This window comes from Legionella israelensis (genome assembly GCF_004571175.1).
GTDB lineage: Bacteria > Pseudomonadota > Gammaproteobacteria > Legionellales > Legionellaceae > Legionella_D > Legionella_D israelensis.
This window is the reverse complement of record NZ_CP038273.1, coordinates 19121-43944: the sequence shown is the minus strand read 5'-3', so window position 1 is coordinate 43944 and position 24824 is coordinate 19121. Positions and strand designations below refer to the sequence as shown.

The window sequence follows — 24824 nt, the reverse complement described above, 5'->3', positions numbered from 1 at the left end:
GCAATTTAGTCCTGAAAAGGGCTAAGCACTTAAGGGAGAACCACATGGAACGTAAATTAACACATAATACGGAAACGAAAAACAGTGGAAATGAAACTCAAATTAAAGGACATTTGGGTAATGGCAGCAATATCCCCTTAAAAGATCTTTTCATAGAGGTCTATGACAAATCTAAAATCATAAAAAATCCATTAGCAATTGCAAAACCAGATGAGAAAGGAGATTTTTTGACCAGTATCAATTACGATGACATCGAACCTTTTTTTTCAGGACGAACACCAAAAGTTTATTTTACAGTCAGGACGGATAAACAAAGGCTTTATTCTTCAAAGAAGAATGTCACAGCAACATTGAAACCAAAAACAACGACGCATGTTAAAATTCAATTGCCAGAGTCTTTTGAAAAATCCGCAAAAAAAGAGCGCTTCAATCTCAATATCAAAGAACTATTAAAAACAAGCGGTATCAGTAAAAACAGCATGGGCACTTACCTTGCGCAGCTTAAAAAACAGGGTATAAGTAACCTGGAAGATCTTTTCACTCATGCTAACAAATTGACGCCTGATTTGACCGGCTTAAGTCAGAAAGCTTGTCATGAAATTTTAACATTGGGTAAACTGGCAACCATTACCCCTTCTCTTTCCTTAAAAGAGAAACTGCTGAAGCAGGGTTTTTATTCTGTTCGGGAAATTGCCAACCTACCCATGGCAACCTTTGAAAAAAAACTAGGCCGACTGAAAAAATCTGAAAAAGAGCAACTGGCACAAATGCACCGACAGGCGAAAATCATCGCTGAGCAAGTCAAACATTATGCCATATCAGAGCAAAAAAAGAATTCCCCTGATGCTACCTGGCATTTACCTGATGATGTACGTAAACCCAGCAAAAAAGAAACATGCCATGTATGTAAAGGCTGTGAAAATATATTCAGTCCACTAGCCTACTTGTTTGATCTCCTGGATTTAATTTGGTACCGCTGGTCTATTACCACCAACACTTTAGAAAAAATTTTGTTGCAATCGATAGATGACATTCATTGCGAAACTGGTTTTGAAATGATGTTACAAGCAGAACTTACTTCTGAAATTTTGGAAAAATATTTAGATCCGAACAAAATTCCAGTCACCGACACTTCCTTTAGAAATACCTACCGTAATAGCTGGAAAATCCTGCTTGGTATAACTGATGCTGATTTAAATACCATCACTACACCGGCGAATGCCACACCTTCCACACCAGGTCTCACGTTGTTACAAAAACTGAAATTGCTCATTTCCACCACCAAGCCACAATTGGCAACACTTCGTGAAATAAGGAATCTTTTGAATGAAAAAAATAACATTGATCTTGAACAATTTTCTTTCAATTATAGAGACACAACCGGTCAATTTGCCAAGCGATTAATGACGGTCTATAACGAAACAGTGATTTCTTACCGTGATACGCTCATCAAAAAAACCGACACCGATGTTTTGACATTGCAAAACAAATTGTTCATTGATCTGCAAACTGGTTCATGCCATCAAACAAACCGCATTACCCAGCTTATTCTATCCTTACAATCTTTCATCCTGTCAATTCGCACAGGAGAAATTGCCAATATTTCACGCTCTGATCTTCCGGCCAATACCGTTCAATTTGATGAACTCACAGCCCTTCCGGTAGAAGAAGCACGTTGGAAATGGTTGAAAGATTATCAAAGCTGGGCCTCCGCATTATATGCAGTTTTGTACACGGAAAATGTTCTGCTGCCCAAAATGAATGGTGGCTCTGAGCGATTTCAAGAAGCTGTAAAAAAACTTCAAGGCCCAGTTACGCCCAAACAAGTACGGCAAATTTATCTTGATTTCCGTTTTCCAAAATTGTCAGAAGAACAAAATTTTCAGGATATTTTACTGAGTCTGTATGATGAAGATCAGGAAACCATTCCGCATGATGAGCTATTAAGACTGTTCATGCGTCCCCCTTATGAAAACAGGCTTATCGAACTTGGCGATTGGGTCAAAAAACTTGAAGTTGTTGCCACTCAGGCCATTCAGGATTACACGGATGAAACGGGTTTTATATTTTTGATTCAATTACATGATGAATTAGAACGACTGTTCTATTTACCACTTCTCATTGCCTGGACACTTAACCAGTCTGGTGAATACGCAGCCGCTCATGATTGGTATAGGTTGCTCTATAATCCTGAAAAACCCACTCATGAACGGCTGGTGTTTGATTTTCACACTTATTTTTCAGATGAGACCTTATATTCATCCGAATGGTTCAACGGCGGCTTAGATCCGGAGGAAATTGCTCAACGCCGCAGAGGCGTCTATTTACGCCACACCATCCTCGCCATGGTCAAAAATATCGTGGATTGGGCCGATCATGAATTTGCCTTAGGCACTGCAGAAACACGGGATCGTGCACGCGATTTGTATGAATTGGCTGCACGTATTCTACAAGCTCCCGATCTTGCTGATCATTGTGGACAAGCTATCCGGGAGCTTGAATTAAGCATTGTCACGAACATTAAGCTTAGACCGGAATTAGATAAGACAAAACTTAAAGGGCTATTGGAAGAGTTGTATACAGTAAGAAGCCGCCTCATTCTTGATGAGGCCATCGAGGATTGTAAAGCTTATTTAGAAGATCCTCCAGAACCGGGTAATATAGATCCTATCGAAAAAATAATTAAGCGCGCAGTGAAAAAAGACCGAACATCAAGGAAAAAACCACTGTCCCTAAGCAAAGAAATAATCAGCCGACGCACGACCTTGGAAGAATATGAAAATGATTTCTTTTATTCAGGCAATTATGGAAAGGCGATTTCTCATGAAATGCATAATCCCCCCCTTCTTCCTACTCATGATAACATGATTACAACTCCAAGGTTTTCTGACGAAAATTGGACGTTTTCACACTATGAAGAAGTGCCTGTCTATTCTTCACTTACCTTTTGTGTGCCGCCGAACCCATTATTGCAAGCTTACAGCTTCTACATTGAAGCCAATTTATTAAAATTACGCTTTTGTCTAAATTTAGCAGGATATCCAGCCGAATCCGCAGCACTTTCAGAAGAAACCACGACAAATTTTCTGGATAATATTGCCGATGCGGTTCAAATTCAGCCCGATATTAATTATTTAGGCATTGGTTCCACCGATCAACCACGTTACCGCTATTCGTTTTTGATCGAAAAGGCGCGACAATGTATAGAAATTGGACAAAGGCTAGGGCAGGCACTGTTACAAGCGTATGAAAAAAGAGACAGTGAAACCTTCGCACAGCTACAAGCTTCTCAAGCGATCGAACTGGCAAAATCAACCATTTCCCTTAAACAATTGAGTGTTAGGGAAGCAGAGTACAGTTTAGATATTGCAGGAACACAAGAAAAGAGAGCTGAATTCCAACTGGACTGGTGGAAAGATCGAATTGAAAATGGATTTATGTCATTCCTGGAAACAGCCGGTGTTGGATTAATGCTGGGTAGTGCCGCTTTACAGGCTACAGCAGCAGTCGTCCAGGGTATTGGGGCTATCATAGCCTTTTTTGGTGCAGGTGCTGCTGGAACTGTTGGCGGTGCTGCTGCAGGTGGTACCGGTGGAGGAGTAGCTGGTGGCGCTCCCGCCGTTCCTGGCGCTGCCGCCGGTGGAACGGCGGGAGCGGCGGCAGGATTTTCATTTGGTGCGGCATTAGCTGCTGCAGTTCCTGGAACCGCTGGCGCGCTCAATTCAGCAGCAGGCGCATTAGGAACACTCGGCAGTGCCAGTTTAACCGTGGCGGGTTTTGAACGCCGTTGGGAAGAGTGGAACCTGCAACGAGATTTGGCGGATTTTGATTTACAAATTGCTAATGTTCAAAAAAAATTATCAGAGAACAGAATATTAATCGCCAATAAAGAATTACAAATATCAAACCTGCATCAAGCACAGACACAGGAAGTATTGGAATTTTTGCAAAATAAATTCTCCAATGAGCAATTATATCTTTGGATGATTCAAGTTCTGTCACAAAACTACCGTATTATTATGCAAATTGCGACTTCCTTGTCCCGTATGGCACAACGCGCGCTGGAATTTGAACGTCAGGAAAAAGTGCAGATTATTCTTGGGGATTATTGGTCATTGAACAATACTGCCTTGGCGAATTCAGAATTGTCTGAAGAACAAAAACAATCAGGTATTTTAGGAGCAGAACGTCTTATGACGGATATAGCTAAACTCGATGCTTTTAAACTGCAAACTGACAAAAGAAAGCTTCAACTGTCTAAAACCATTTCTTTGGCACAAATGATGCCTGGAGATTTAGTCGAACTCCGCAGTAGCGGTAAAATAACATTTAACACTTTACTGCAATGGTTTGACATGGATTTTCCAGGACATTATCTTCGTCTTATCAAAAATGTCAGGATCTCTGTATTGGCGCTAATACCACCTGTGCAAGGTATCCATGCTATGCTATCTAACAGTGGGGAATCCACTGTTGTCGTGAAAAAAGGGTTGGAATTCCAGAAAAAAAGGGCTTCGCGCAATTTTGGCGAAAGTATAGCACTTGACAGCCCCTTTAACGACACTGGCTTGTTTGTGCTAGATTATCAAGATCCAATGTTTTTACCTTTTGAAGGATTAGGCGTTGAAACACAATGGACATTTGAACTGCCACGCGCATCAAATCCTTTTAATTTCGATACGATTGTGGATGTATTATTTACCATTGAGTACACAGCCCTGCATGATGCTTTGTATGCCGAACAAGTCCGACAGGAATTAGGTGATTCGATAAGCCATGATCTCATTCTCGATCTGCATCATCAATACCCTGATCCATGGTATCATTTTAAAAACCCTACCCCAGCAGAAACTTCAAATTCTTTGCGCAGCATTAAAGTAACGATACCGCCGCAACTCTTGCCTGCAAACATCAAAAAAGGGCCGAACGATGTCTCCACCAGACATCTGTCTGTTATTGCAGTCGGTGATTTCAAAGACTTAACAGCAGCTGAAGAAGCCGAGCTGCAAAAAGCGTTCACAGTATCAAAAGGAACCCAGGTTTATACCACAGATCCCAACGTATCTTCTGGCCAACAGGCTTTCCCAACGTATCAAATAGATACGAATAAAAACTATGTTGTATTTTCCACGAGAAATGCTGGCGAACCAAACGGCATGATAGCAAATGCCTTTAATCCGACAGGTGACTGGGAAGTTACTGTGAATGCTATCCAGTTTCAAAACGGTACATTAATGAACCGATTGGGCAACATTATATTGGTAGCAACGATTGATGGAAAACTTGAACATCATTGATCAAGTCATTTCCAGAACGCACCATCAGGCCAAAAACACAAGTTTTTTATCCTCAAATAATATCCATGAGGTGTTTGTGCAGGATGCAATCAAAAAATACGCGAAGATTTTATGATGTTTTTGAATCTTCCCAGTAATTAATACCAGACTTATTAACAATGAGTTCTATGAGAGAAAGATGATTTTCAATTTCAATTTCTGTCGCTTTTATGATGGGTAAGTCAATCTTATCTACTGTTTTATTCAAAGTTTCACTTTTTTGAGAAACCATTTCTTCTGAAGAACTTTCAGAAAACAAGGTCCCCTGCCCTCCTGTCAAAGATAAATAAACCCAGGCTAGTATTTCCGCATCCAGTAGAGCGCCGTGTAATTGTCGATTGGAATTGTCAATGTCATAGCGCTTACATAAAGCATCAAGACTGTTTCTTTGCCCAGGATGTTTTTCACGCGCATATACGAGAGTATCAAAAATATTACAATAATCTTCCAAGCGCTTGTGCCATTTGACATGCGTAAGTTCAGAATTTAAAAAGCCAACATCAAATGGTGCATTATGGATAATGAGTTCTGCTCCATCGATAAAAGCAAGAAATTCCTCAACAATTTCATTAAATTCAGGTTTATCCTTTAAAAACTCATTGGAGATTCCATGTACTTTAAATGCGCCATCATCTATTGTTCTTTGTGGATTTAAATAAACATGATAATGGTTTTTAGTAATGCGGCGATCAATCAACTCAACACAGCCAATCTCGATAATACGATGCCCATGTTCATGCCCTATGCCTGTGGTTTCAGTATCTAATACAATCTGTCGCATTTTTTAAATATTTTGAGTTAGTTCGTCAATCGCCTGGTTAGCCAGAGAATCAGCAAGTTCATTTTCTGGATGCCCGGAGTGCCCTTTGACCCAATGCCAGTGAATCTGGTGGATTGAAGCAAGTTGATCCAGCTTCTGCCATAAATCGGCATTTTTTACAGGTTCACGTTTTGCATTCTTCCAACCCTTTAGTTTCCATTGTTTCATCCATGTGGTCATTCCCTGGCGTAAATACTGTGAATCCGTATGCAAGTCCACTACACATGGTCGTTTTAAAGCTTCAAGGCTTTTTATAGCTGCCATCAGTTCCATACGATTATTTGTGGTATGTATTTCTGAACCCTTTAATTGCTTTTCATGATCATTATAACGAAGCAAAGCTCCCCATCCACCTGGGCCAGGATTCCCTCTGCATGCTCCATCAGTAAAAATTTGAATACGCATAATGCCCGTCATTATAAATTAGATTTAAAATTAATTTTACCTATTTTTTTAAGAAAAAATGTTAATAATTTACCATAAGGAGGATAAAGATAACTTAAAAGAGCGATTCGCCGTTGAACAAACACTGACTTTAATTTAGAAAAAACATCGAAACCTTCCCTACCATGATATGTCCCCATGCCACTGGCTCCCACACCTCCAAATGGCAAATCATCTATACCTGTTTGCATAATTGTGTTATTAACAATGAATCCTCCGCTTAAGGTTTTAAGTAACAGTTGTTCCTTTTCTTCTTTATTTTGACCGAAATAATAAAGGGATAAGGGACAAGGATGTGAATTAATATACTGTATCACCTGATTAAATGATTGATAACTCATAATGGGGAAAATGGGACCAAAAACTTCCTGCTGCATTATCAGCATATCTTGATGAACATTAAACACCAGATATACCGGTAATTTTTGCCCCTTCAAGTTATGATCTCCAAAGCAAATCACCCTGGCTCCTTTTTGTTGAGCATCTTCAATTAATTTTTGCAAACGTTTTTTGTGCGACTCAGAAACGATTGCTGTATAATCAGAATTATTCTCAAGCTGAGGGTAATGCTTATTCATAAACGCGCGGAAAGTCTGCTCAATTTTTTCTTCCCAACCTTCTGGAATAAATAAATAATCTGGCGCAACACAGGTTTGTCCTGCGTTAAGAAGCTTACCCATAAACAAACGATTGAAATAGGCAGAAGATACGGTTTTTGAGACAATCGCTGGCGATTTTCCCCCTAACTCAAGCGTTACAGGAGTTAAATTTCTGCTTGCTGCCTCCATGACTTTTTTCCCAACTTGGGTCGATCCTGTAAAAAGCAAATGGCCGAAAGGCAGGTTTGTAAATATTTTAGCAGTTTCAATATCTCCATCAACAACATGAATGTAGTCTTCCAGTTTAGCCGACTTAATCAGATGAATAAGTGCTTTGCCGGTATTCGGAGTTAATTCAGAAACCTTTATCATGATTCTGTTACCAGCACTTATGGCATAAGCCGCAGGAACCAGTGCGAGATAAAGCGGAAAATTCCATGGAACCATAATACCCACTACACCTAAAGGCTGTGGTAACAGATAGGCATAAGCCGACCTAAATAGCCATGATATTTTCCGCTTTCGTTTCTTCATCCATTTTTTGGTGTTTTTAATACAAAAATTTATTGTCCTAAGCGTAAAAAAAACCTCAATAGCTAATGTTTCTTCCCTTGAGCGATGAGAAAAGTCATTGCTTATGGCATTGGCAAACAATATGGCTTGCTCCTGAAGTCCTTTTCTTAAACTGATAAGCAAATCAATTCTTCTTTGTGCCGAGGGATAAGGTATTTTTTCCTGATTTTTTTTTAAATCTTCAAATTTACTTCCAATTGACATATTAACGTCCCTATTGTCACGTGAAAAAAATTATCAGTGTCTGAGTCGAGGTAATAAGGTTTTTTAACCCGGCATGCAATTACTCATCTTAAACTCTTCATTCAAAATCATCTGCTTTATAATCGCAATATCAGGAGCAAAATAGCGATCCTTTTCCAAAGGTTCTACGTGCATACGTATTTTTTCATAATAATGATTTAATTTCTTCGAGGTTATCAGAGGTTTATGAAATTCAAGGCCCTGACTTGCAGCTAATAGTTCAATAGCGAGAATGGTGGCGGTATTATCAATCATTGTGTGCAGCCGCAAAGCGGCTGATGTCGCCATGGAAACGTGATCCTCCTGATTTGCTGACGTTGGTAAACTATCAACAGAACGAGGATGAGCAAGCGATTTATTTTCGCTGGCGCAAGCTACAGCCGTCACATGAGCTATCATAAAACCTGAATTCACGCCATTGTCGTTTATTAAAAATGCAGGCAGATCGCTAAAATTTTTATCAATAAGTAAGGCAATGCGACGTTCGGAATTTGCACCGATTTCAGCAATGGCCAAAGCTAAATTATCTGCTGCCATGGCAATGATCTCACCATGAAAATTACCTCCGGAAAGAACGTCACCCTGCTCTGGAAAAACTAAAGGATTGTCCGATACTGCATTCGATTCAACCTGAAGTGTTTCTCCTACAAATTGTATTTGATGCAAGACGGCTCCCATGATCTGAGGTTGGCATCGAAGTGAATAGGGATCTTGTACTCGTGAACACTGTCTGTGTGATTCTCTGATTTTACTCCCACATAAAAGTTCCCGATACATAGCCGCAACATCTCGTTGTGCCTGATGACCTCGGGCTAAATGAATACGATCATCAAAAGGCACATCACTGCCACAAGCTGCATCTATAGAAAGGCTTCCTGATAATACTGCTGTTTCAAAAAGTGTTTCACAAGCGAAAAAAGCTTTTAAACAAATGGCAGTAGAGACCTGAAGACCATTTAATAAGGCCAGACCTTCTTTGGGGGCAAGCTCTAAGGGGTGTAAGCCAGCGATCGATAACGCTTCTTCAGCACTGAATATCTGACCTTCAAGGCGAAGTTCTCCTTCTCCAATGACAGGTAAAGACATATGAGCAAGAGGTGCTAAATCTCCCGAAGCACCAACGGAACCCTTAGCAGGTATACAGGGATACATTTTTCGATTGAATAAGGTTTGTAAGAAATGGATTAACTCTGGCCTTACACCTGAGTAACCTTGTGCCAGATTATTGATTTTAAGCAATAAGATTAAAGACACAATATCATCTGATAAAAGCTCGCCGGTACCACAGGCATGAGAAAGAACAATGTTTCTTTGCAGTTTTTTAAGTTTATCTTCAGATATGCGGTTTGACGCTAAAGATCCAAAGCCGGTATTAATGCCATATACCGTTTGCTGCTTTTCCAAAATACTTAAAACTGTGTGATTTGAAGCTCTGATATTCTCTAAAGCACTCTGGGCTAATTCACAAGGCCGATGGTTTAACATTAATTCTCTTATTGACTGCAGAGTCAATTGACCTGGATTTAAAACAAAAGTATTGCTCATCAATTATTCTCCAACCGACTCCATAGGTAGCCACAAAGCATTTTCCCTGGCACATTTTTTGGCCAATTCATATCCCGCATCAGCGTGCCGCATAACCCCTGTAGCTGGATCATTGTGTAAAACTCTGGCCAGTTTTTCCTCAGCTTCCTTCGTACCATCAGCCACAATAACGACTCCAGCATGTTGAGAAAAACCCATACCTACTCCACCTCCATGATGAATGCTCACCCAGGTTGCTCCACTGGCACAATTTAACAAAGCATTTAATAAAGGCCAATCTGAAACAGCATCACTGCCATCTTTCATTCCTTCAGTTTCTCGATTAGGGCTGGCTACAGAGCCTGAATCAAGATGATCCCGTCCGATAACGATAGGAGCTTTTACTTTTTTATTTTGTACCATTTCATTAAAAGCAAGGGCCAACCTAGCTCGATCTTTTAAACCGACCCAACATATTCTTGCCGGTAATCCTTGAAAAGAAATTTTCTCGCGCGCCATATCCAGCCATTGATGAAGATGCTTATTTTCAGGAATAAGGCATTTAACCATTTCATCTGTAGCATAAATATCTTCAGGATCCCCTGATAAAGCCACCCATCGAAACGGCCCAATGCCTTCACAAAAAAGCGGACGAATATAAGCTGGAACAAAGCCTTCGAATGAAAAGGCCTCTTTTACACCGGCTTCAAATGCCATTTGTCGTATATTGTTTCCATAATCAAAAACCGGGATACCTTCTTTCTGGAAAGCAAGCATGGCGCGAACCTGTTGTGCCATCGATGTTTTAGCTGCATTGACGACCTTTTCCGGATGAGATAAACGAAGCTCTTGTGCTTGTTGCAGAGTCCATCCGCTTGGAAGATAACCATTTAAAGGATCGTGCGCACTGGTTTGATCCGTTACCAGTGACGGATATATTTTTCTTTCCACCAATTCAGGGTATATTTCAGCAGCATTTCCCAATAAGCCTACAGATAAAGGTTCATTTTTTTCACAAGCCTGTTCAATCCAATTTAAAGCTTCTTGTAAATTATCAGTATATTTATCGAGATATTTGGTTTTAATACGTTTTTTTATCCTCTCTAAATCACACTCTACCGCCAAAATACTTGCTCCTGCCATCGTTGCAGCCAAGGGTTGTGCTCCGCCCATGCCGCCAAGCCCTGCAGTTAATATCCACTTACCCGATAAATCCCCGTTAAAATGCTTTTTGGCGCAAGCGATAAAGGTTTCGTAAGTTCCCTGGATAATGCCCTGTGAGCCAATATATATCCAGCTACCTGCTGTCATTTGCCCATACATCATTAATCCTTTCTTATCTAGCTCATTAAAATGCTGCCAGTTCGCCCAGTGAGGAACGAGATTTGAGTTAGCAATGAGTACACGTGGAGCAAAGGAGTGAGTCTTAAATACACCTACAGGCTTGCCGGATTGAATGAGAAGTGTTTGATCCTCATTCAACTCTTTTAGAACCTCAATTATTTTTTCAAAACATGCCCAGTTTCTGGCAGCCTTGCCAAGTCCACCATAAACGATCAATTCTTCAGGTTTTTCAGCAACTTCCGAATCCAGATTATTGCATAACATTCGTAACGCAGCTTCAGAAGACCAATTTTTTGCTTCCAGTTGATTGCCTGTCTTTGCTTTTATCCTGCTTTTATTCGTTTGCTCAGTCATCTTGCTCTCCTATTCGGGGTGTCCATTTTTTTAAACAGACTAACTGTCCATCATAATAATACATAAGCAGGACAAATACAGCCTGCATTCTTCGCAAAAAAGTTAAGATATCAAAATTCGAATTTAGCCATTTTTTAGGGATCGAATCCCCGTCACTTGATAGCGGGCCCATACGGAGCTTCGTATAGATACCGCGGTCGATGCCGCGGTAATTCGTGCCATTCTATTCCTCAAGTCATCGATTTACAGCGTTGATAAATATAACGGTGCACTTCTATAGTCTTTAAACTATTGCTTTCCTTTACTTGAAAAATGACTAAAGTCCAGCAAAAGACAAAACCACAATGGTTGTATATAAAATCAACTTTATGTAAACTGAGTGTATTGTCTTGCATTTTTATGTCACTGTGAAAACAAATATTACAAAACATCCTCAAAGCCTTAAAGTTTTTTTTGGCACAGAAATGTGGGAGCGTTATGGCTTTTATGTTGTACAAACCCTGCTTGCCCTATATTTGTCATTATATTTAAAGTGGAATGATGACCGCACCTATGCCCTTGTTGGTTCCTTTACCGCTTTAACTTATTTATCTCCGGTTATTGGCGGATGGATTGCAGATAAAATGCTCGGTCAAAAGGCTGCTGTAATTTCAGGAATTATTTTTCTTCTGTTGAGTTATTGCCTTCTTTCCGCTTTCGATAGTGATTTGGCTCTGACCTCATCCCTTGCTGGAATTGCCGTGGGAACCGGTCTGCTGAAACCCAATATTTCTTCTTTATTAGGTAATGAATATCCTCCAGGTTCTTCACGTCGAGAAAGTGGTTTTACTATTTTCTATATGGGTATCACTACAGGCATTATTTTAGGTACTACCTTGCCAAGCCAACTGTATTTTTACTTTGGCTGGTCTACTTCTTTTGCCAGTGCAATTATAGGCATGATTTTTTCATTTTTTGTTTTTGTATATGGAATGATGGTTTATAAAATACAAGATTACAATCCATCTAATCATAATTGGCAGTCATTAATTTCCGCTTTTATATTAATTCTTTTATTATGGGCCGTATCTTTTTATATTATGTATTATCCGGATCTGGCCAATTTGCTGTTTGCCATTGTGGTATTTCTTTCTGCGGCTTATCTTTTTTATTCCATAAAAAAAGAAGCCTATAAACAGGCCAGATTAAATATAGTTATTGGGTTGCTTTGTATTATATCCGTTACTTTCTGGACGTTTTATTTTCAGATGTTTCTTTCATTAACGCTCTTTATTGAGCGAGTCGTTAAACCGACCGTTTATGGGATTCAATTTCCTCCACCATATTATGTAACTGTACAAAGTCTTGGTATGATATTTTTTGGTTATTTCTTATCTAAGAATCGTGAAAAACTTAACTTGATTGAGCGCGGAAAAAATACTGCCAAAAAGTTTTTAATGGCTATTTTATTGATTACTCTGGGATATGTTATTATTGATTTAGTGTGCTATCTTGCCGATCCTCACCAATTAATTTCCCCTTTTTACATTCTTCCAGCCTACTTGTTGATTTCTTTAGCTGAACTTCTCTTATCTCCTGTTGGTTTATCAGCCATTACAGTTCTTGCTTCCCGAGACAAAGTCAGCACAATGATGGGGATATTCTTTGTCTCTCTAGGACTAGGTGGCTTCCTGTCAGGTAAGCTTGCATCCATTACTGCCATTTCACCGCAGGAAAAAGATTTACCACTTCTTCGGGCTCATTATGCCACTACCTTTACCGAAATATTAATTATCCTTATTATTGCAAGTATAGTTTGTCTGGCGTTATACGGCCTTATTCAATACTTACTAAAAGATATGAAAACAGAAGAAGAATTGATTTGATATTATTCAAGACCGTTTTTATGATCTCTGCATGATTTTTAAAATAGCATTTTTGTGCCAAATACGTTCGATGAGTCGACTTGTGTAGTTATCCGCTTTTTGCAGTCATCAAAATGAAATTAAGTTATTATTCTAAATTGGCTCATTAAAGCCTTTCATAATGCCTTTCATTAAGGATTTGACGGACATCATTCTTGTGAAAAAATCCCGTATCCATACACCCCAAGAGAAACTGACAAACATCAATTTTGCTAAACGTCTAGAATCATTTTGTGCCCGCTCAACCCTTGTCCTGCGCCGTTTCTCAAATAAATCTAGGGCTTGTTGCACAAACTCAACGCCAGTTCTGGATAGAATGTCATTTAAAACAGCTGCAGATTCCAATGCCATTGTCGCACCTATGCCTGCTGTGGGTAAAAAGGCTGTCGCTGCATCCCCTAATAGTACTACACGTCCTTTATGCCATTTTGTTGCTCTCTGATCGCTTAAAGGCCAAAAAAAGACAGATTGATCGTCTGATGGTAATTCTGCAAATACCTCTGGTCGAGATTTACGAATTTCAGAAAATCTTTCAATGATGTATTCCTTTCTGCTACGGCCCTTTAAGGCAGTCTCAGCAGAGGGAGAATCAACCGCAGCAATCATACCTGTTTTCCCACGTACAGGATACATACCTAAAAAAACACCTTTTCCCCAGAATTCCTGTATAGTATTTTCAGGAACAACATGATTATTATCCCACCAAACCCATCCCCCCCAACCCGTATGGAAATAGTGATATTCATTATCTTTCAAAATAAAACTTCTAATTTGCGAGTGCAGGCCATCAGCACCCACGACCAAGTCAAAATCAGCTTGGGATTGATCACTGAATACGACTTTTACTTCATGCTCAGTTTGAGTCAAAGAAGAAATCTGAGTATTAAAACGTACCCTTAAATCTTTACAGGTCTGGTAAATAACATCAAGTAGATCATAGCGGGTAACAAGCTGATAAGGACCATAACCTTCTATCATAGGAGCAAATGAAAATTGCTTAAGTAACTGAGATTTATCATTATAAGCTTCATACCCTTTTCCAGCTACGGATACATCAAGATAGGATTTATAACCGTTCAATGAACGCAATACGTTGGCACCTGTAGGATACAAGCCCAGCATGTAACCTGCCGAGCCAAATGATTCCGATTTTTCTATTAAAGTCGGATTTAAACCTCTTTGTCTCAATAATACTGTAAGGCTTAGGCCAGCAATACCTGCACCTACAATTAGTATCCTCATAAAATTCACTCCTGTGTAATTTCCTATATATGCAAAAAGGGATAAAAATAATTTCTATTTAATTATTAATCCATTACAAATTAAAAAAACAAAAAACTTATCAGATATGGTATAAAATGAGGATGTTCAGATGTCTTTTAATGTACTATTATTTTCTCGTTTCATTACTAGATCTCTATCAAACTTTTTTCTTATATAATCTTATATAAAAAGGGGGATAAATTGTAAATATCCCTATTTTTCAAAGGATAAATTCCAAATTATTCAACCGAAATCATGACATTAAAATTTTATTGGGACAAATAATCCGGTAATAATAACTACAAGTACAAGAACCGCAAATGTAATGCCAGTGTATTTTAACTGGGTCTTAAGAGGCAGTTCTCCCATTTCATGATGATGTTCATCCGCTTTATGCTGAACATGCATTTTTTCCTCCTCAGCAGATTTCGCTGGATGTGCTTTTGTTTCGTGAGCCTGTTTTAGGTTAGCTTCAGGCAAAGTCATACAACCGTGCTTTAATTTATTTTTTACTAGCCAATGATTGATTGGGAAAGCAATAATACCACCTAAAACGGTGGCTATGCCCATCATGACAAAATTCATTGAAACCGTTTCAGAGAAAAAAGTTTTTTTCACCGCCTGCCAGTAATTAGCATACATATTTTTCATCATACCCGCTTGAAAAATAAACCAGCCAAAAATAAATGCAGATATGTATTCAAAAACAAGTTCAGTCCCATTGTTTAATTCTATGAAAGATAAAAGAATGGCTGCAAAAATAATGCCGGTAGCGTCCCCTGCAAGACAATGAACCTCCGAATTGACAGCCTGCTTCCACTGAGCTTTTGTATAAATTTCATGGAGGCCTTCACCGGGGCTTCGACACGTCAGAAAATAAAAAAACAAACCAATGGGGCCGGTATAAGCTACAACAAGGATCCATCCCAATTTTTGTACCCAGTCAATCGGCACAACCCTAATGTCATAAGCCACGTAAGCTAAAGATAGTAAAACAAAAATAAACCATAAAATCATTATTCCTGCTAACATGTTTAGCTCCTGCGCCTCTTAATTAACATGGGTTCGGCGGTTATTCCGTAAAAAAGCAAAACGTTATACCCGGTCCAAGCAAAATGCCACAATATCATCTTATTATATTAAACTGACCCTCAGGGACTAGCTTTTTTTGTCCGATTTTTTTTTAAATAAAAATCAGGTTTTGGATAATGCTGGTATTGTATCGTGGTTAGCATACCTGCATTTAAATGATATAGATTGTGACAATGATTTACCCAAACGCCAGGATTAAGAGCATCAAACTGGACTTTCACTGTGGAATTCGGTTGAACCAGAATGGTGTCGCGTACTGCCCCACCCTGAATGGGTTTACCGTCAATCTCTGTTACCTGATATACATGTCCGTGAAAATGCATAGGGTGCGACATGGAAGTTTTATTTTCATAGATGATTTCTACACGATCACCGAAATTGATTACATTAGGGGTAATATTTGGCCAGCTTTGGTTGTTAATGGTCCACTTGTAACCATTCATATCACCGCCGAGAACAAGTTTTATTTGCTTATCCACTTTCCTGACAGGTAAAGGATTTTTTGTTTTTAGTTGTTTTTCCAATTCATAATATTTAACTCGACCCATCATCTCTTCTGCCGTGGGGCTGATTTCCGGTGGACTCGCGTTTTCTGTTTTAAGAATCAATCCAGTTTGTTGATTCGTACCTTCTGCGAGAGCCAAGATAGGAAAAGCTCCGCCCTGTTGGGGAATGTCAACCAGAACATCAATACGATTGGCAATTCCAATCGGAAAATCTGAGCCTTGTACGGGATGAACATTTTCACCATCTACAGCAATAAGCGCGCCTTTTAACTGCCCTAAATCAATTCTATAATTTGTTGCAGAGGAAGCATTAATAATTCGTAGCCGCACTTTTTTTCCCGGTTTGACATCAATAACATCTGGTTGTGCCAGTGTTTTTTTATTGGTAAGAAAAGCATCGTATTCAACATCGTTAATATCTGAATTAGTTGAAACTGTTTTCTTTTGAGTGGCGGAAGAAACCATTTTCATGTTGCGCATTTTCTCAAATATTTTTTCAGGATCTTTATAGGTAAAGTCTTCCAGAAACATTATCACTTCTTGAATTTCCTTATTTTCCTCCTGAGGGTCATGGATAATTAAAGGCGCAGAGAGCATTATTTGCTCCTGAAAACCAACATGCGAATGCATCCAGTAAGTTCCTGCCTGAAGCAATCGAAAATTAAAAACCTTGCTTTCTCCCGGAGCTAAAGGAAGCTGGGAAACATAAGGAACGCCATCTTGGGCACTGGGAACAATCAATCCATGCCAATGAATAGTGATGGGCTTTGATGTTTTATTTTTAACGATTGTATAAAACATTTCGCCCTTATTTGCAAAATAGCCTTTATTATCTTTACTGCCATCAGGATGAGTAAAGCTGAGATCAAAAACCCGGGTTTTCTTTCCTTTTCCATCCAGTTGAAAATCTATTTCACTGACAGAAATGGTGGTAGGTTTGGCCTTAGTTTGATTTAGCTCTTTCAAAGCAACTGCATTTAATAGACCACTAAAACCTGAAAAAAGAAAAAAAGCAAATATAAGAATGGTAAATCGGCTTTTACTGAACATGAAAACTTCCTTAACAGAAGCATAGACATGGTCTGATGCAGTTATTTATTTAATTAATAGAAAAGACTAGCAAAGTTGTCAATTATTGATCTGCTTTCCTGACAATATCATTAAAAAACTTTTTTAATAGATAAATAACTGTTATGATCTCGCGCCTTTTAAAAAAATTATACCCATGACAAAACCAAACTCAATGCTAAATATTTTATTGGAAGCTCTGGATGATATACAGGCTTTTGATGTGATCACTCTGGATGTCAAAAAACAGACTACTATCACCGATTATATGGTGATTGCATCTGGACGTTCATCTCGTCATGTAAAAGCAATTGCCGAGCAAGTGATTGAAGCAATGAAAAAAGCTGGGCATCAGCCACTGAGTTTCACAGGTCTGGACGAAGGAGACTGGGCGCTGGTAGATTTTGGTGATTGTATCCTGCATGTCATGCAACCAGATACGCGAGCGTTTTACAATCTTGAAGGACTATGGCAGGAGTTGCCATAATAAATACATGCTAAAAATAACCATCATTGCCATGGGCACCAAGATGCCGCTCTGGGTCGTAGAGGGCTCAAATGAATATGCCAAACGATTGCAAGAACATACTCAATTAAAAATCATTGAAATTCCCTTAATCAAACGGAGTAAAACAAGCGATATTGCTCGCATACAGGACAAGGAAAGTTCGCAGATTCTTTCCTCTCTTCCCCCGGATGCGCTGATCATTGCTCTTGATATAGAAGGTAAATCCTTCAGTAGCCCGGATCTGGCCAAAAAGATACTGCAATTGCAACTTCATTACAGTCATATATGTTTTATTATCGGTGGGCCGGAAGGAGTATCCGAAAAGATTTTGAAACATTGCCATGAAAAATGGTCATTATCCCGATTAACTTTGCCGCACCCTCTGGTTCGTATTTTTTTACTAGAGACTTTATACCGTGCATGGGCAATTAATAACAAACACCCATATCATAAATAAAATTATCGATGCCTCTCCTTTCATTATTCAAAACCATTATGACACTCAACTATCCACTTTTTCGCTTCAGTGAATGAAATGATGCCTTGCAGTAAATGCACGTGGATATATTAGCGAAGTTAAGTTAAGATAACTCCATTTTATATTGATGAAGATAGCTTTTATTGAATGCGATTAAGTTCCACTCCAAAAAATCGGCCCTCTACACAAATACAATTATTCAGACTCAATTTACTGATTGCCATTCTAATAATTTTATCTTTGCTTTTAATTCTCCGGCTCGCTTTTTTACAAATTTCAGAATTCAGACATTATCAAACCTTGTCTCTTAAAAACCAGGTAGGAATTATCCCTATTGACCCTCCGCGCGGAGTTATTGTAGACCGAAACGGTATAATGCTTGCGGAAAATATTCCTGTCTACGCCTTGGAAATTACTCCTGAGCGAGTCAAAAACCTAAAAAAAACACTGAATCAATTAAAAACACTTATTCCTTCTATTACAGATGATGATATTGAAGATTTTTATCGTGCGAAGCAACAAAAAAGAGCTTTTGTGCCTATTCCTTTCAAACTCAAATTAAATCAAGAGGAAGTTGCTCTTTTTGCCGTTAATCAATATCGCTTTCCTGGCGTCAGCATTAAAGCCCGTTTAATGAGACATTACCCCCTTGGAGAAATAACAGCGCATACCGTGGGCTACGTCGGTCGTATTAATGCCCAAGAGCTTAAACAAGTTGATACTACAAATTATCGAGCAACGAATTTCATTGGTAAAAGTGGCATTGAAAAATATTATGAAGATATTTTACATGGTCAGGTCGGTTATCAGCGCGTTGAAACAGATGTCAGCGGCAGAACTCTGAGGATACTCGACAAGCAAAATCCCCTTTCAGGAGCAAAACTGCATCTTACCATTGACGCGAGACTACAGGAGTCTGCTTATCAAGCAATAAAAAACAAGCGTGGCGCTATAGTGGTTATCGATACCAGAAATGGAGATATATTGGCTATGGTTAGTTCACCGAGCTTTGACCCGAATCTCTTTGTAAGCGGTATCAGTAATAAGGATTATCAACAGCTTATTAGTGCCAAAGACCAGCCTATGTTTAATCGTGCAGTAAAAGGTACCTATGCTCCCGCCTCGACCATAAAACCCTTTATTGCTCTTGCTGGTCTTGACAGTGAAAACATCACTCCTACAACAATCATTTATGATCCAGGTTCTTATAAACTTCCCAATTCCACACACCTTTATCGAGACTGGAAAAAAGGAGGCCATGGTATGGTCAATCTTAAACGAGCAATTACCGTTTCCTGCGATACTTATTTTTATCGCCTTGGACATAAAATGGGAATTTCCGTTATCGAAGATATGCTAACTCAATTTGGCTTTGGACAATTATCTCATGTTGATTTGCAAGGAGAATCTGCAGGCGTTGTTCCGGGCGCCAGCTGGAAAAAAATCACTAAAGGCGTCAGCTGGTATCCAGGAGATACGCTAATCACATCTATTGGTCAGGGATTTATGCTTGCTACACCTTTACAGATGGCGAATGCAACAGCAGCCTTAGGATTACACGGTCATCGCTATCGCCCTCATCTGCTGAACAGTGTTTCTAACAGCGATAATGGTGAGAGTAAGCAGCTAAAGCCATTGGAAGAATATCCCGTACATGTGAAAAGCGAACAATTTTGGGACGTTATTGCTGATGCAATGCAAAACGTTATTCTTAGTAAAGAAGGAACCGGTTTTCGTTTCGGTAAACTCACCTATTATACATTGGCTGCCAAAACAGGAACAGCTCAGGTATTTAGCGGCAGGCAGTATGAAAAGGCAAAATACCAGGACATTCCTGAAATATTAAGAGATAATTCGTTATTTATCGCCTTTGCCCCTGAAAAAAATCCCGATATTGCCATTGCCGTGATCGTTGAGAACGATTACATCGCACCTAATGTTGCACGCAAGGTCATGGATACCTATTTTCAAACCATCAAGAGTAATTCGACGCTATGAAAGCCAGATCAAGTCACCCTGTTTATCGATTGACGTTTAAATCATTGCATTATGATTTACCCTTATTGGGGCTTATTTTTACTTTGATTCTTTTCGGCCTTTTAATCCTCTACAGCGCTTCAAATGAAAATTTAAATATGCTTTTAAGACAAAGTTTTCGTCTTGCTTTTGCCTTCTTCATCATGTCCGTTTTCGCCTTTATCCCGCCGCACAAATACAAATCCTGGACGCCATGGGTTTATACCGCTGGTCTGGCTTTGCTTATTGCAGTGATGCTAATAGGAAAAATTGGCAAAGGTGCTCAACGTTGGCTTGATTTAGGTTTGTTTCGATTCCAACCCTCTGAGATAATGAAGCTGGCTGTCCCGATGATGACGGCCTGGTATTTTAGTGTAGTTTCAACTCCAATAAAAATGAAGCATATTCTGATTGCCGGATTGCTTGTATTTATTCCAGCCGCCCTTATTGCCAGACAGCCTGATCTTGGAACAGCAATAATGGTCGGTTCTGCCGGTTTATGTGTCGTATTTGTTGCAGGTATACAAACACGTATCATTATTTTATTGTTTTTAGTGATAAGCGCTGCTGCCCCTGTTTTATGGCATATCTTACATGACTATCAAAAACAGCGAATTATTACTTTATTAAACCCTGAACACGATCCACTGGGAGCCGGGTATCATATCATTCAGTCAAAAATTGCCATTGGTTCAGGAGGGTTATCAGGCAAAGGATGGCTTGAAGGCTCACAGTCACATCTTAATTTTCTTCCGGAACATGCGACCGATTTTATTTATGCCGTCAATGGTGAAGAATTTGGTTTTCTAGGCGGTCTTGTTATTATTTTGCTCATTTCCATGATTTCTTTAAGATGTCTTTATATAGCCTATAATGCTCAAACCATCTACACACGACTTCTTGCTGCCAGTCTGGGTATAACTTTTTTTCTTTCAGGCTTCGTCAACATGGGGATGGTTATGGGTATCCTGCCAGTGGTCGGTATACCCTTACCATTGGTCAGTTATGGCGGAACAGCGATGGTCACATTTCTTGCTGGTTTTGGTATCATCATGTCCATAAGTTCTCATCGAATTTTATTTAACAGCCTTACCTAGAGGCTGTCGTCATGATAGAGTCGGAACCGGAAAATGTAATTCTTCAATACTCCGCGGGCACATAAAAAGAAGATACGGCCGAAAAATTTCGTCTGTGTAGTATACACGGCCCAAGCTTTTGCAAAGCTTTCTTGTGCTCTGCCGTAGAATACCCTTTATGGGAAGCGAAGCCATACCCTGGATAAAGTTCTTCCATAGCAATCATCTCATCATCACGTTTGACTTTTGCGATAATTGAGGCTGCACTGATTTCAGCAACCAAATCATCCCCATCAATAATGGTTTTACAGGGAATAGATAACTGAGGACTGTGTTTTCCATCAATCAGCACTTCATAGGGCTTAACGGGTAGTGATTCTATAGCTCTGGCCATTGCCAACAAAGTAGCGAAATGCACATTCAGTTTATTGATTTCTTCTACTTCCGCACGTCCATAAGCAAAAGCAATTGCTTCATTTTTAATTTGAATCGCCAATTCCCGCCGTTTGAGATCCGTAAGTTTCTTGGAATCTTTTAAGCCATCAATAGGCTTGCCAAGAATGACGGCCGCTGCAACTACAGGTCCAGCCAAAGGTCCTCGGCCCACTTCATCAACACCAGCTAACAGTAATTTAGAGCTATTTTTTTTCACTTAAAAACATTCCTCAGAAAACATGAGGTATATATGATACCGATTTAAAATTGATTTATCACTCAGGAAATGCGATCATACGTATAAATTATTAGCAGATAAACTAAAATGAGTAAAATTCGTTGTGCTGTGATAGGCGTAGGTTACCTTGGACGTTTTCATGCGCAAAAGTATCAACTTTTGGATGATTCAGAATTAATTGCGGTATGTGATGTACAACCTCAAACCTGCGAATCTGTTTCACAGGAGCTGAATGTTCCCGCCTTTTCTGATTATCGGGATTTGTTTGGAAAAGTAGATGCGGTGAGCATTGCAGCCACAACAAATCGCCATTATGAAATTGCCAAAGAATGTATTGCCCAAGGAATTCATGTTTTAATTGAAAAACCCATTACAGAAACTGTCACGCAAGCAGAAGAATTAATCGCTCTGGCGAAAAAACACCGTGTGAAACTGCAGGTAGGTCATTTGGAACGGTTTAATTCCGCCCGACTGGCGCTTAGCGATCATCTGGATAATCCGCAATTTATTGAATCTCACAGATTAGCACCTTTTAATCCAAGAGGCACGGATGTCAATGTCATTCTTGATTTAATGATTCATGATATTGATATTATACAAACCATTGTTAACCGGCCCATTAAAACAATTGATGCACAAGGTGCACCCGTTCTTTCCAAGTCCATTGATATTGCCAATGCACGTATTACTTTTGATAATCACTGTGTGGCTAATGTAACAGCCAGTCGAATCAGCTTTAAGACAGAACGCAAAACAAGAATATTCCAACATAATTCTTATATTTCAATCGATTTTCAAAATAAGCAATTCGCCGTTTTCCAAAAAGGTGAAAAAGAGATGTTCCCTGGTATCCCTGAAATTACCCGACATCAATCTGTCTTTGAAAAAGGTGATGCGCTTTTGGAAGAAATTAAGGCTTTTCTCGAATGTATTAAAAATGATTCAACGCCGCTAGTAACCGGTGAGGAAGGCAGAAATGCGCTGGCTACGGCAGAAAAAATAACAAATCTTATTAATAATAATTTATCCGCCTTATATGTTGAACACTAAACATATTGTCGTCGTTTCCGGTGAAGAGTCCGGAGATCAACATGCTTCTGAATTAATCAAAGATTTTAAGACAAAATATCCTGCTGCACACTTCAGTGGCATTGGTGGACGTCATATGAAAAATGCGGGTTGTGAGCTTATTTATGATCTGGCCAGTCATGGAGTTACCGGTTTTTCTGAAGTGTTTATGCATTTGAGAATTTTAAAAAAAGCTCTTACTACCATCAAACAACACATCAAAAAACACAAACCGGATTTACTCATACTCGTGGATTGTCCTTCCTTTAACTTACGAGTGGCAAAATATGCTAAACGCAGCCTGGGGTTACGTATTCTCTATTACATCAGCCCACAAATATGGGCATGGAAAGCCGGTCGCATTCAACTTATTCGCGAATGCATAGATCGAATGGCGGTGATTTTTCCTTTTGAAAAAACGATATATGAAAAAGCAGGTGTACCGGTTAATTTTGTTGGGCATCCATTGGTAGATAAAGTCAAACCGTCCAATGAATCAGTGGATAGTCTTATTTCAGAGTTAGGATTACCGATAGGAAAAAAAATTATTGCATTGCTACCTGGAAGTCGTGGCCATGAGATTCAAAGGCACATGCCTGTATTAAATAAAACCATACAACAATTAACGAACACATATGACAACCTGCATTTTGTTATACCTGTTGCTGGAACAGTAAATCCATTGAAAATCACTTCTTGTCTGTCCCCTGAGAATGCTCAGAGGGTAACGCTTATCAAAGGCAGAGCAATTGATGTGGTTTCCTGCAGTCATTTTGTTATTGTCGCATCCGGCACAGCTTCTCTTGAGTGCGCTCTTCTGGAAAAGCCGATGTGTATCATTTATAAATCATCCTTTCTGACTTATCTTGCAGCTTCCAAACTTATTAAAGTGCAATATCTTGGTTTATGTAACCTTCTTTCCAATCGAATGATTGTTCCTGAGTTACTACAGTATGATTTGAACACCAGTGAACTTAGCCAGCTTGCCGAACATTTCCTCAATGAAGATCAGGCAAGTTTTGCTATGGTTGAGCGCTTAAAATATTTAAAGCATAGTTTATCCTCGAGCAATGCAGATTGCACCTTGTTACAACTGGTTGAAAATGAATTAAATTTGACCTGATTAATTTTATTTTACTCATTATTTTTTAATAAATACCAATAAATAAGTGCTAAAATCTAGATTATCGATTATCCTTCATGTACAATTAATTTTGTGTTCAAGCAAATTGAACGCACCAGGACTGTTTGATTTAACTAAAAAATAAGGAAGTTACGATGGATGTCATTGATACAAAAATGTTTTCTCAAGGTACCACACAGGAACAAGGTTTACAGGATCTTGTCTATAGTCTGGTAACTCGTTTTCTGGCTGAAAACAAAAACAAAAATATAAACGCTCTATATGACATGATTCTTGCCGAAGTTGAACCACCATTATTACAGGCTGTTATGGAAAAACGGCGTGGAAATCAACTGCAGGCTGCAAAAATGTTAGGTATCAGTCGTGGTACTATTCGCAAAAAACTTCAACGTTATTTTGGCACTAAATACTTTCGTTTGACCGAAGAGTAATCTTTATAAAAAATGGCTCATATAATGAGCCATTTTTTATTTAATGACCAACTATTACATTTTTGGAATACAAGGCCTGTGCTCTTTGTTTTCAGAAACTTGAATGTTACCAGAAAAAAAGGTGGCATCAGATTGAAAAGCAGAATATTTATCTGCCATTAGACATTTAATAATTTTTTTCAGTTCCTCAACGTTGATGGGTTTTGAAAGACGCTCATCCGAGCCATTGTATAAACGTTCTCTATATTTTTCTTCTGTTGTCCAAGTGATGATTTTACTTTTACTATGAATCTTCATTTCATCCTCAATACGGCGAATTTCGGCTGTAGCAACATCACCGCAACAATTCGGCATAGAGTA

The 24824-nt window shown here is 39.1% G+C and carries 19 protein-coding genes; 9 read left to right on the top strand and 10 right to left on the bottom strand.

From position 1 onward, the window contains the following. Positions 1-44: 44 nt before the first annotated feature. Positions 45-5297 (top strand): Tc toxin subunit A-related protein, encoded by a 5253-nt coding sequence (locus tag E4T55_RS00180; protein ID WP_115325238.1) that lies wholly within the window; start codon positions 45-47, stop codon positions 5295-5297. A 109-nt stretch (positions 5298-5406) separates the two neighbouring features. Here E4T55_RS00180 and dnaQ read toward each other — a convergent pair whose 3' ends face one another. The 5 genes from dnaQ to hutU form a co-directional block, all read right to left on the bottom strand. Further along, positions 5407-6117, bottom strand: a complete 711-nt coding sequence (gene dnaQ, locus E4T55_RS00175; protein ID WP_058502344.1) for a DNA polymerase III subunit epsilon — start codon at positions 6115-6117, stop codon at positions 5407-5409. A gap of 3 nt (positions 6118-6120) precedes the next feature. Then, a complete protein-coding gene (rnhA, locus tag E4T55_RS00170; protein ID WP_058502409.1) occupies positions 6121-6561 on the bottom strand; it encodes a ribonuclease HI in 441 nt (146 codons plus the stop codon). 11 nt (positions 6562-6572) lie between these two features. Next, the gene (locus E4T55_RS00165; RefSeq protein WP_058502343.1) at positions 6573-7976 is read right to left on the bottom strand and encodes an aldehyde dehydrogenase family protein; all 1404 of its coding nucleotides are present in this window, start codon (positions 7974-7976) and stop codon (positions 6573-6575) included. Positions 7977-8039: 63 nt separating this feature from the next. Continuing rightward, the gene (gene hutH, locus E4T55_RS00160; RefSeq protein ID WP_058502342.1) at positions 8040-9560 is read right to left on the bottom strand and encodes a histidine ammonia-lyase; all 1521 of its coding nucleotides are present in this window, start codon (positions 9558-9560) and stop codon (positions 8040-8042) included. Positions 9561-9563: 3 nt separating this feature from the next. After that, entirely contained in the window at positions 9564-11237 is a 1674-nt protein-coding gene (gene hutU / locus E4T55_RS00155) for a urocanate hydratase (protein ID WP_058502341.1), read from the bottom strand. A gap of 419 nt (positions 11238-11656) precedes the next feature. Here hutU and E4T55_RS00150 point away from each other — a divergent pair, with 419 nt between their 5' ends. Then, complete coding sequence (locus E4T55_RS00150; RefSeq protein ID WP_115325305.1) at positions 11657-13102, top strand: peptide MFS transporter; 1446 nt, start codon at positions 11657-11659, stop codon at positions 13100-13102. A gap of 132 nt (positions 13103-13234) precedes the next feature. On the opposite strand, the gene E4T55_RS00145 is transcribed toward E4T55_RS00150, so the two are convergent. The 3 genes from E4T55_RS00145 to E4T55_RS00135 form a co-directional block, all read right to left on the bottom strand. Continuing rightward, a complete protein-coding gene (locus E4T55_RS00145) occupies positions 13235-14383 on the bottom strand; it encodes an FAD-dependent oxidoreductase (protein WP_058502340.1) in 1149 nt (382 codons plus the stop codon). Positions 14384-14665: 282 nt separating this feature from the next. Next, a complete protein-coding gene (locus E4T55_RS00140; RefSeq protein ID WP_058502339.1) occupies positions 14666-15436 on the bottom strand; it encodes a DUF4396 domain-containing protein in 771 nt (256 codons plus the stop codon). A 119-nt stretch (positions 15437-15555) separates the two neighbouring features. Continuing rightward, positions 15556-17052, bottom strand: a complete 1497-nt coding sequence (locus tag E4T55_RS00135; protein ID WP_082636554.1) for a multicopper oxidase family protein — start codon at positions 17050-17052, stop codon at positions 15556-15558. Between the two features lie 175 nt (positions 17053-17227). Between E4T55_RS00135 and rsfS the strand changes: the two genes are divergently transcribed. From rsfS to rodA, 4 genes are all read left to right on the top strand, one after another. Further along, a complete protein-coding gene (rsfS, locus tag E4T55_RS00130; RefSeq protein ID WP_058502338.1) occupies positions 17228-17557 on the top strand; it encodes a ribosome silencing factor in 330 nt (109 codons plus the stop codon). Between the two features lie 7 nt (positions 17558-17564). Beyond that, positions 17565-18035 carry a 23S rRNA (pseudouridine(1915)-N(3))-methyltransferase RlmH gene (gene rlmH / locus E4T55_RS00125; RefSeq protein WP_058502337.1) on the top strand — a complete coding sequence of 157 codons (471 nt, stop codon included), beginning with the start codon at positions 17565-17567 and terminating at the stop codon, positions 18033-18035. Positions 18036-18203: 168 nt separating this feature from the next. Beyond that, complete coding sequence (mrdA, locus tag E4T55_RS00120; RefSeq protein WP_058502336.1) at positions 18204-20054, top strand: penicillin-binding protein 2; 1851 nt, start codon at positions 18204-18206, stop codon at positions 20052-20054. Beyond that, positions 20051-21169: a rod shape-determining protein RodA gene (rodA, locus tag E4T55_RS00115; RefSeq protein WP_058502335.1), complete on the top strand. Its 1119-nt coding sequence runs from the start codon at positions 20051-20053 to the stop codon at positions 21167-21169. Before mrdA ends, rodA begins: the two co-directional genes overlap by 4 nt. Before the next feature lie 43 nt (positions 21170-21212). Here rodA and rnhB read toward each other — a convergent pair whose 3' ends face one another. Further along, positions 21213-21800, bottom strand: coding sequence for a ribonuclease HII (gene rnhB / locus E4T55_RS00110; protein WP_058502334.1), 588 nt, complete (start codon positions 21798-21800; stop codon positions 21213-21215). 108 nt (positions 21801-21908) lie between these two features. Here rnhB and E4T55_RS00105 point away from each other — a divergent pair, with 108 nt between their 5' ends. The 3 genes from E4T55_RS00105 (at position 21909) to E4T55_RS00095 (ending at position 24464) form a co-directional block, all read left to right on the top strand. Then, complete coding sequence (locus E4T55_RS00105) at positions 21909-22871, top strand: Gfo/Idh/MocA family protein (protein ID WP_058502333.1); 963 nt, start codon at positions 21909-21911, stop codon at positions 22869-22871. Further along, complete coding sequence (gene lpxB, locus E4T55_RS00100) at positions 22858-24012, top strand: lipid-A-disaccharide synthase (protein WP_058502332.1); 1155 nt, start codon at positions 22858-22860, stop codon at positions 24010-24012. The genes E4T55_RS00105 and lpxB overlap by 14 nt, the downstream gene beginning before the upstream one ends. A 155-nt stretch (positions 24013-24167) precedes the next feature. After that, positions 24168-24464 carry a helix-turn-helix domain-containing protein gene (locus tag E4T55_RS00095; protein ID WP_058502331.1) on the top strand — a complete coding sequence of 99 codons (297 nt, stop codon included), beginning with the start codon at positions 24168-24170 and terminating at the stop codon, positions 24462-24464. Between the two features lie 54 nt (positions 24465-24518). Here the strand turns inward: E4T55_RS00095 and E4T55_RS00090 are convergent, their stop codons facing one another. Next, positions 24519-24818 (bottom strand): response regulator, encoded by a 300-nt coding sequence (locus E4T55_RS00090; protein WP_058502330.1) that lies wholly within the window; start codon positions 24816-24818, stop codon positions 24519-24521. Positions 24819-24824 lie beyond the last annotated feature (6 nt).

Bases quoted from the DNA above. Each gene is read 5' to 3' on its own strand.
- E4T55_RS00090 (WP_058502330.1), bottom strand. From the start codon at position 24,818: ATGCCGAATTGTTGCGGTGATGTTGCTACAGCCGAAATTCGCCGTATT.
- hutU (WP_058502341.1), bottom strand. From the start codon at position 11,237: ATGACTGAGCAAACGAATAAAAGCAGGATAAAAGCAAAGACAGGCAAT.
- E4T55_RS00180 (WP_115325238.1), top strand. From the start codon at position 45: ATGGAACGTAAATTAACACATAATACGGAAACGAAAAACAGTGGAAAT.
- E4T55_RS00095 (WP_058502331.1), top strand. From the start codon at position 24,168: ATGGATGTCATTGATACAAAAATGTTTTCTCAAGGTACCACACAGGAA.
- E4T55_RS00135 (WP_082636554.1), bottom strand. From the start codon at position 17,052: ATGTTCAGTAAAAGCCGATTTACCATTCTTATATTTGCTTTTTTTCTT.
- rlmH (WP_058502337.1), top strand. From the start codon at position 17,565: ATGCTAAAAATAACCATCATTGCCATGGGCACCAAGATGCCGCTCTGG.
- hutH (WP_058502342.1), bottom strand. From the start codon at position 9,560: ATGAGCAATACTTTTGTTTTAAATCCAGGTCAATTGACTCTGCAGTCA.
- rsfS (WP_058502338.1), top strand. From the start codon at position 17,228: ATGACAAAACCAAACTCAATGCTAAATATTTTATTGGAAGCTCTGGAT.
- rodA (WP_058502335.1), top strand. From the start codon at position 20,051: ATGAAAGCCAGATCAAGTCACCCTGTTTATCGATTGACGTTTAAATCA.
- E4T55_RS00105 (WP_058502333.1), top strand. From the start codon at position 21,909: ATGAGTAAAATTCGTTGTGCTGTGATAGGCGTAGGTTACCTTGGACGT.
- rnhA (WP_058502409.1), bottom strand. From the start codon at position 6,561: ATGCGTATTCAAATTTTTACTGATGGAGCATGCAGAGGGAATCCTGGC.
- lpxB (WP_058502332.1), top strand. From the start codon at position 22,858: ATGTTGAACACTAAACATATTGTCGTCGTTTCCGGTGAAGAGTCCGGA.
- mrdA (WP_058502336.1), top strand. From the start codon at position 18,204: ATGCGATTAAGTTCCACTCCAAAAAATCGGCCCTCTACACAAATACAA.
- E4T55_RS00145 (WP_058502340.1), bottom strand. From the start codon at position 14,383: ATGAGGATACTAATTGTAGGTGCAGGTATTGCTGGCCTAAGCCTTACA.
- dnaQ (WP_058502344.1), bottom strand. From the start codon at position 6,117: ATGCGACAGATTGTATTAGATACTGAAACCACAGGCATAGGGCATGAA.
- E4T55_RS00140 (WP_058502339.1), bottom strand. From the start codon at position 15,436: ATGTTAGCAGGAATAATGATTTTATGGTTTATTTTTGTTTTACTATCT.
- E4T55_RS00165 (WP_058502343.1), bottom strand. From the start codon at position 7,976: ATGTCAATTGGAAGTAAATTTGAAGATTTAAAAAAAAATCAGGAAAAA.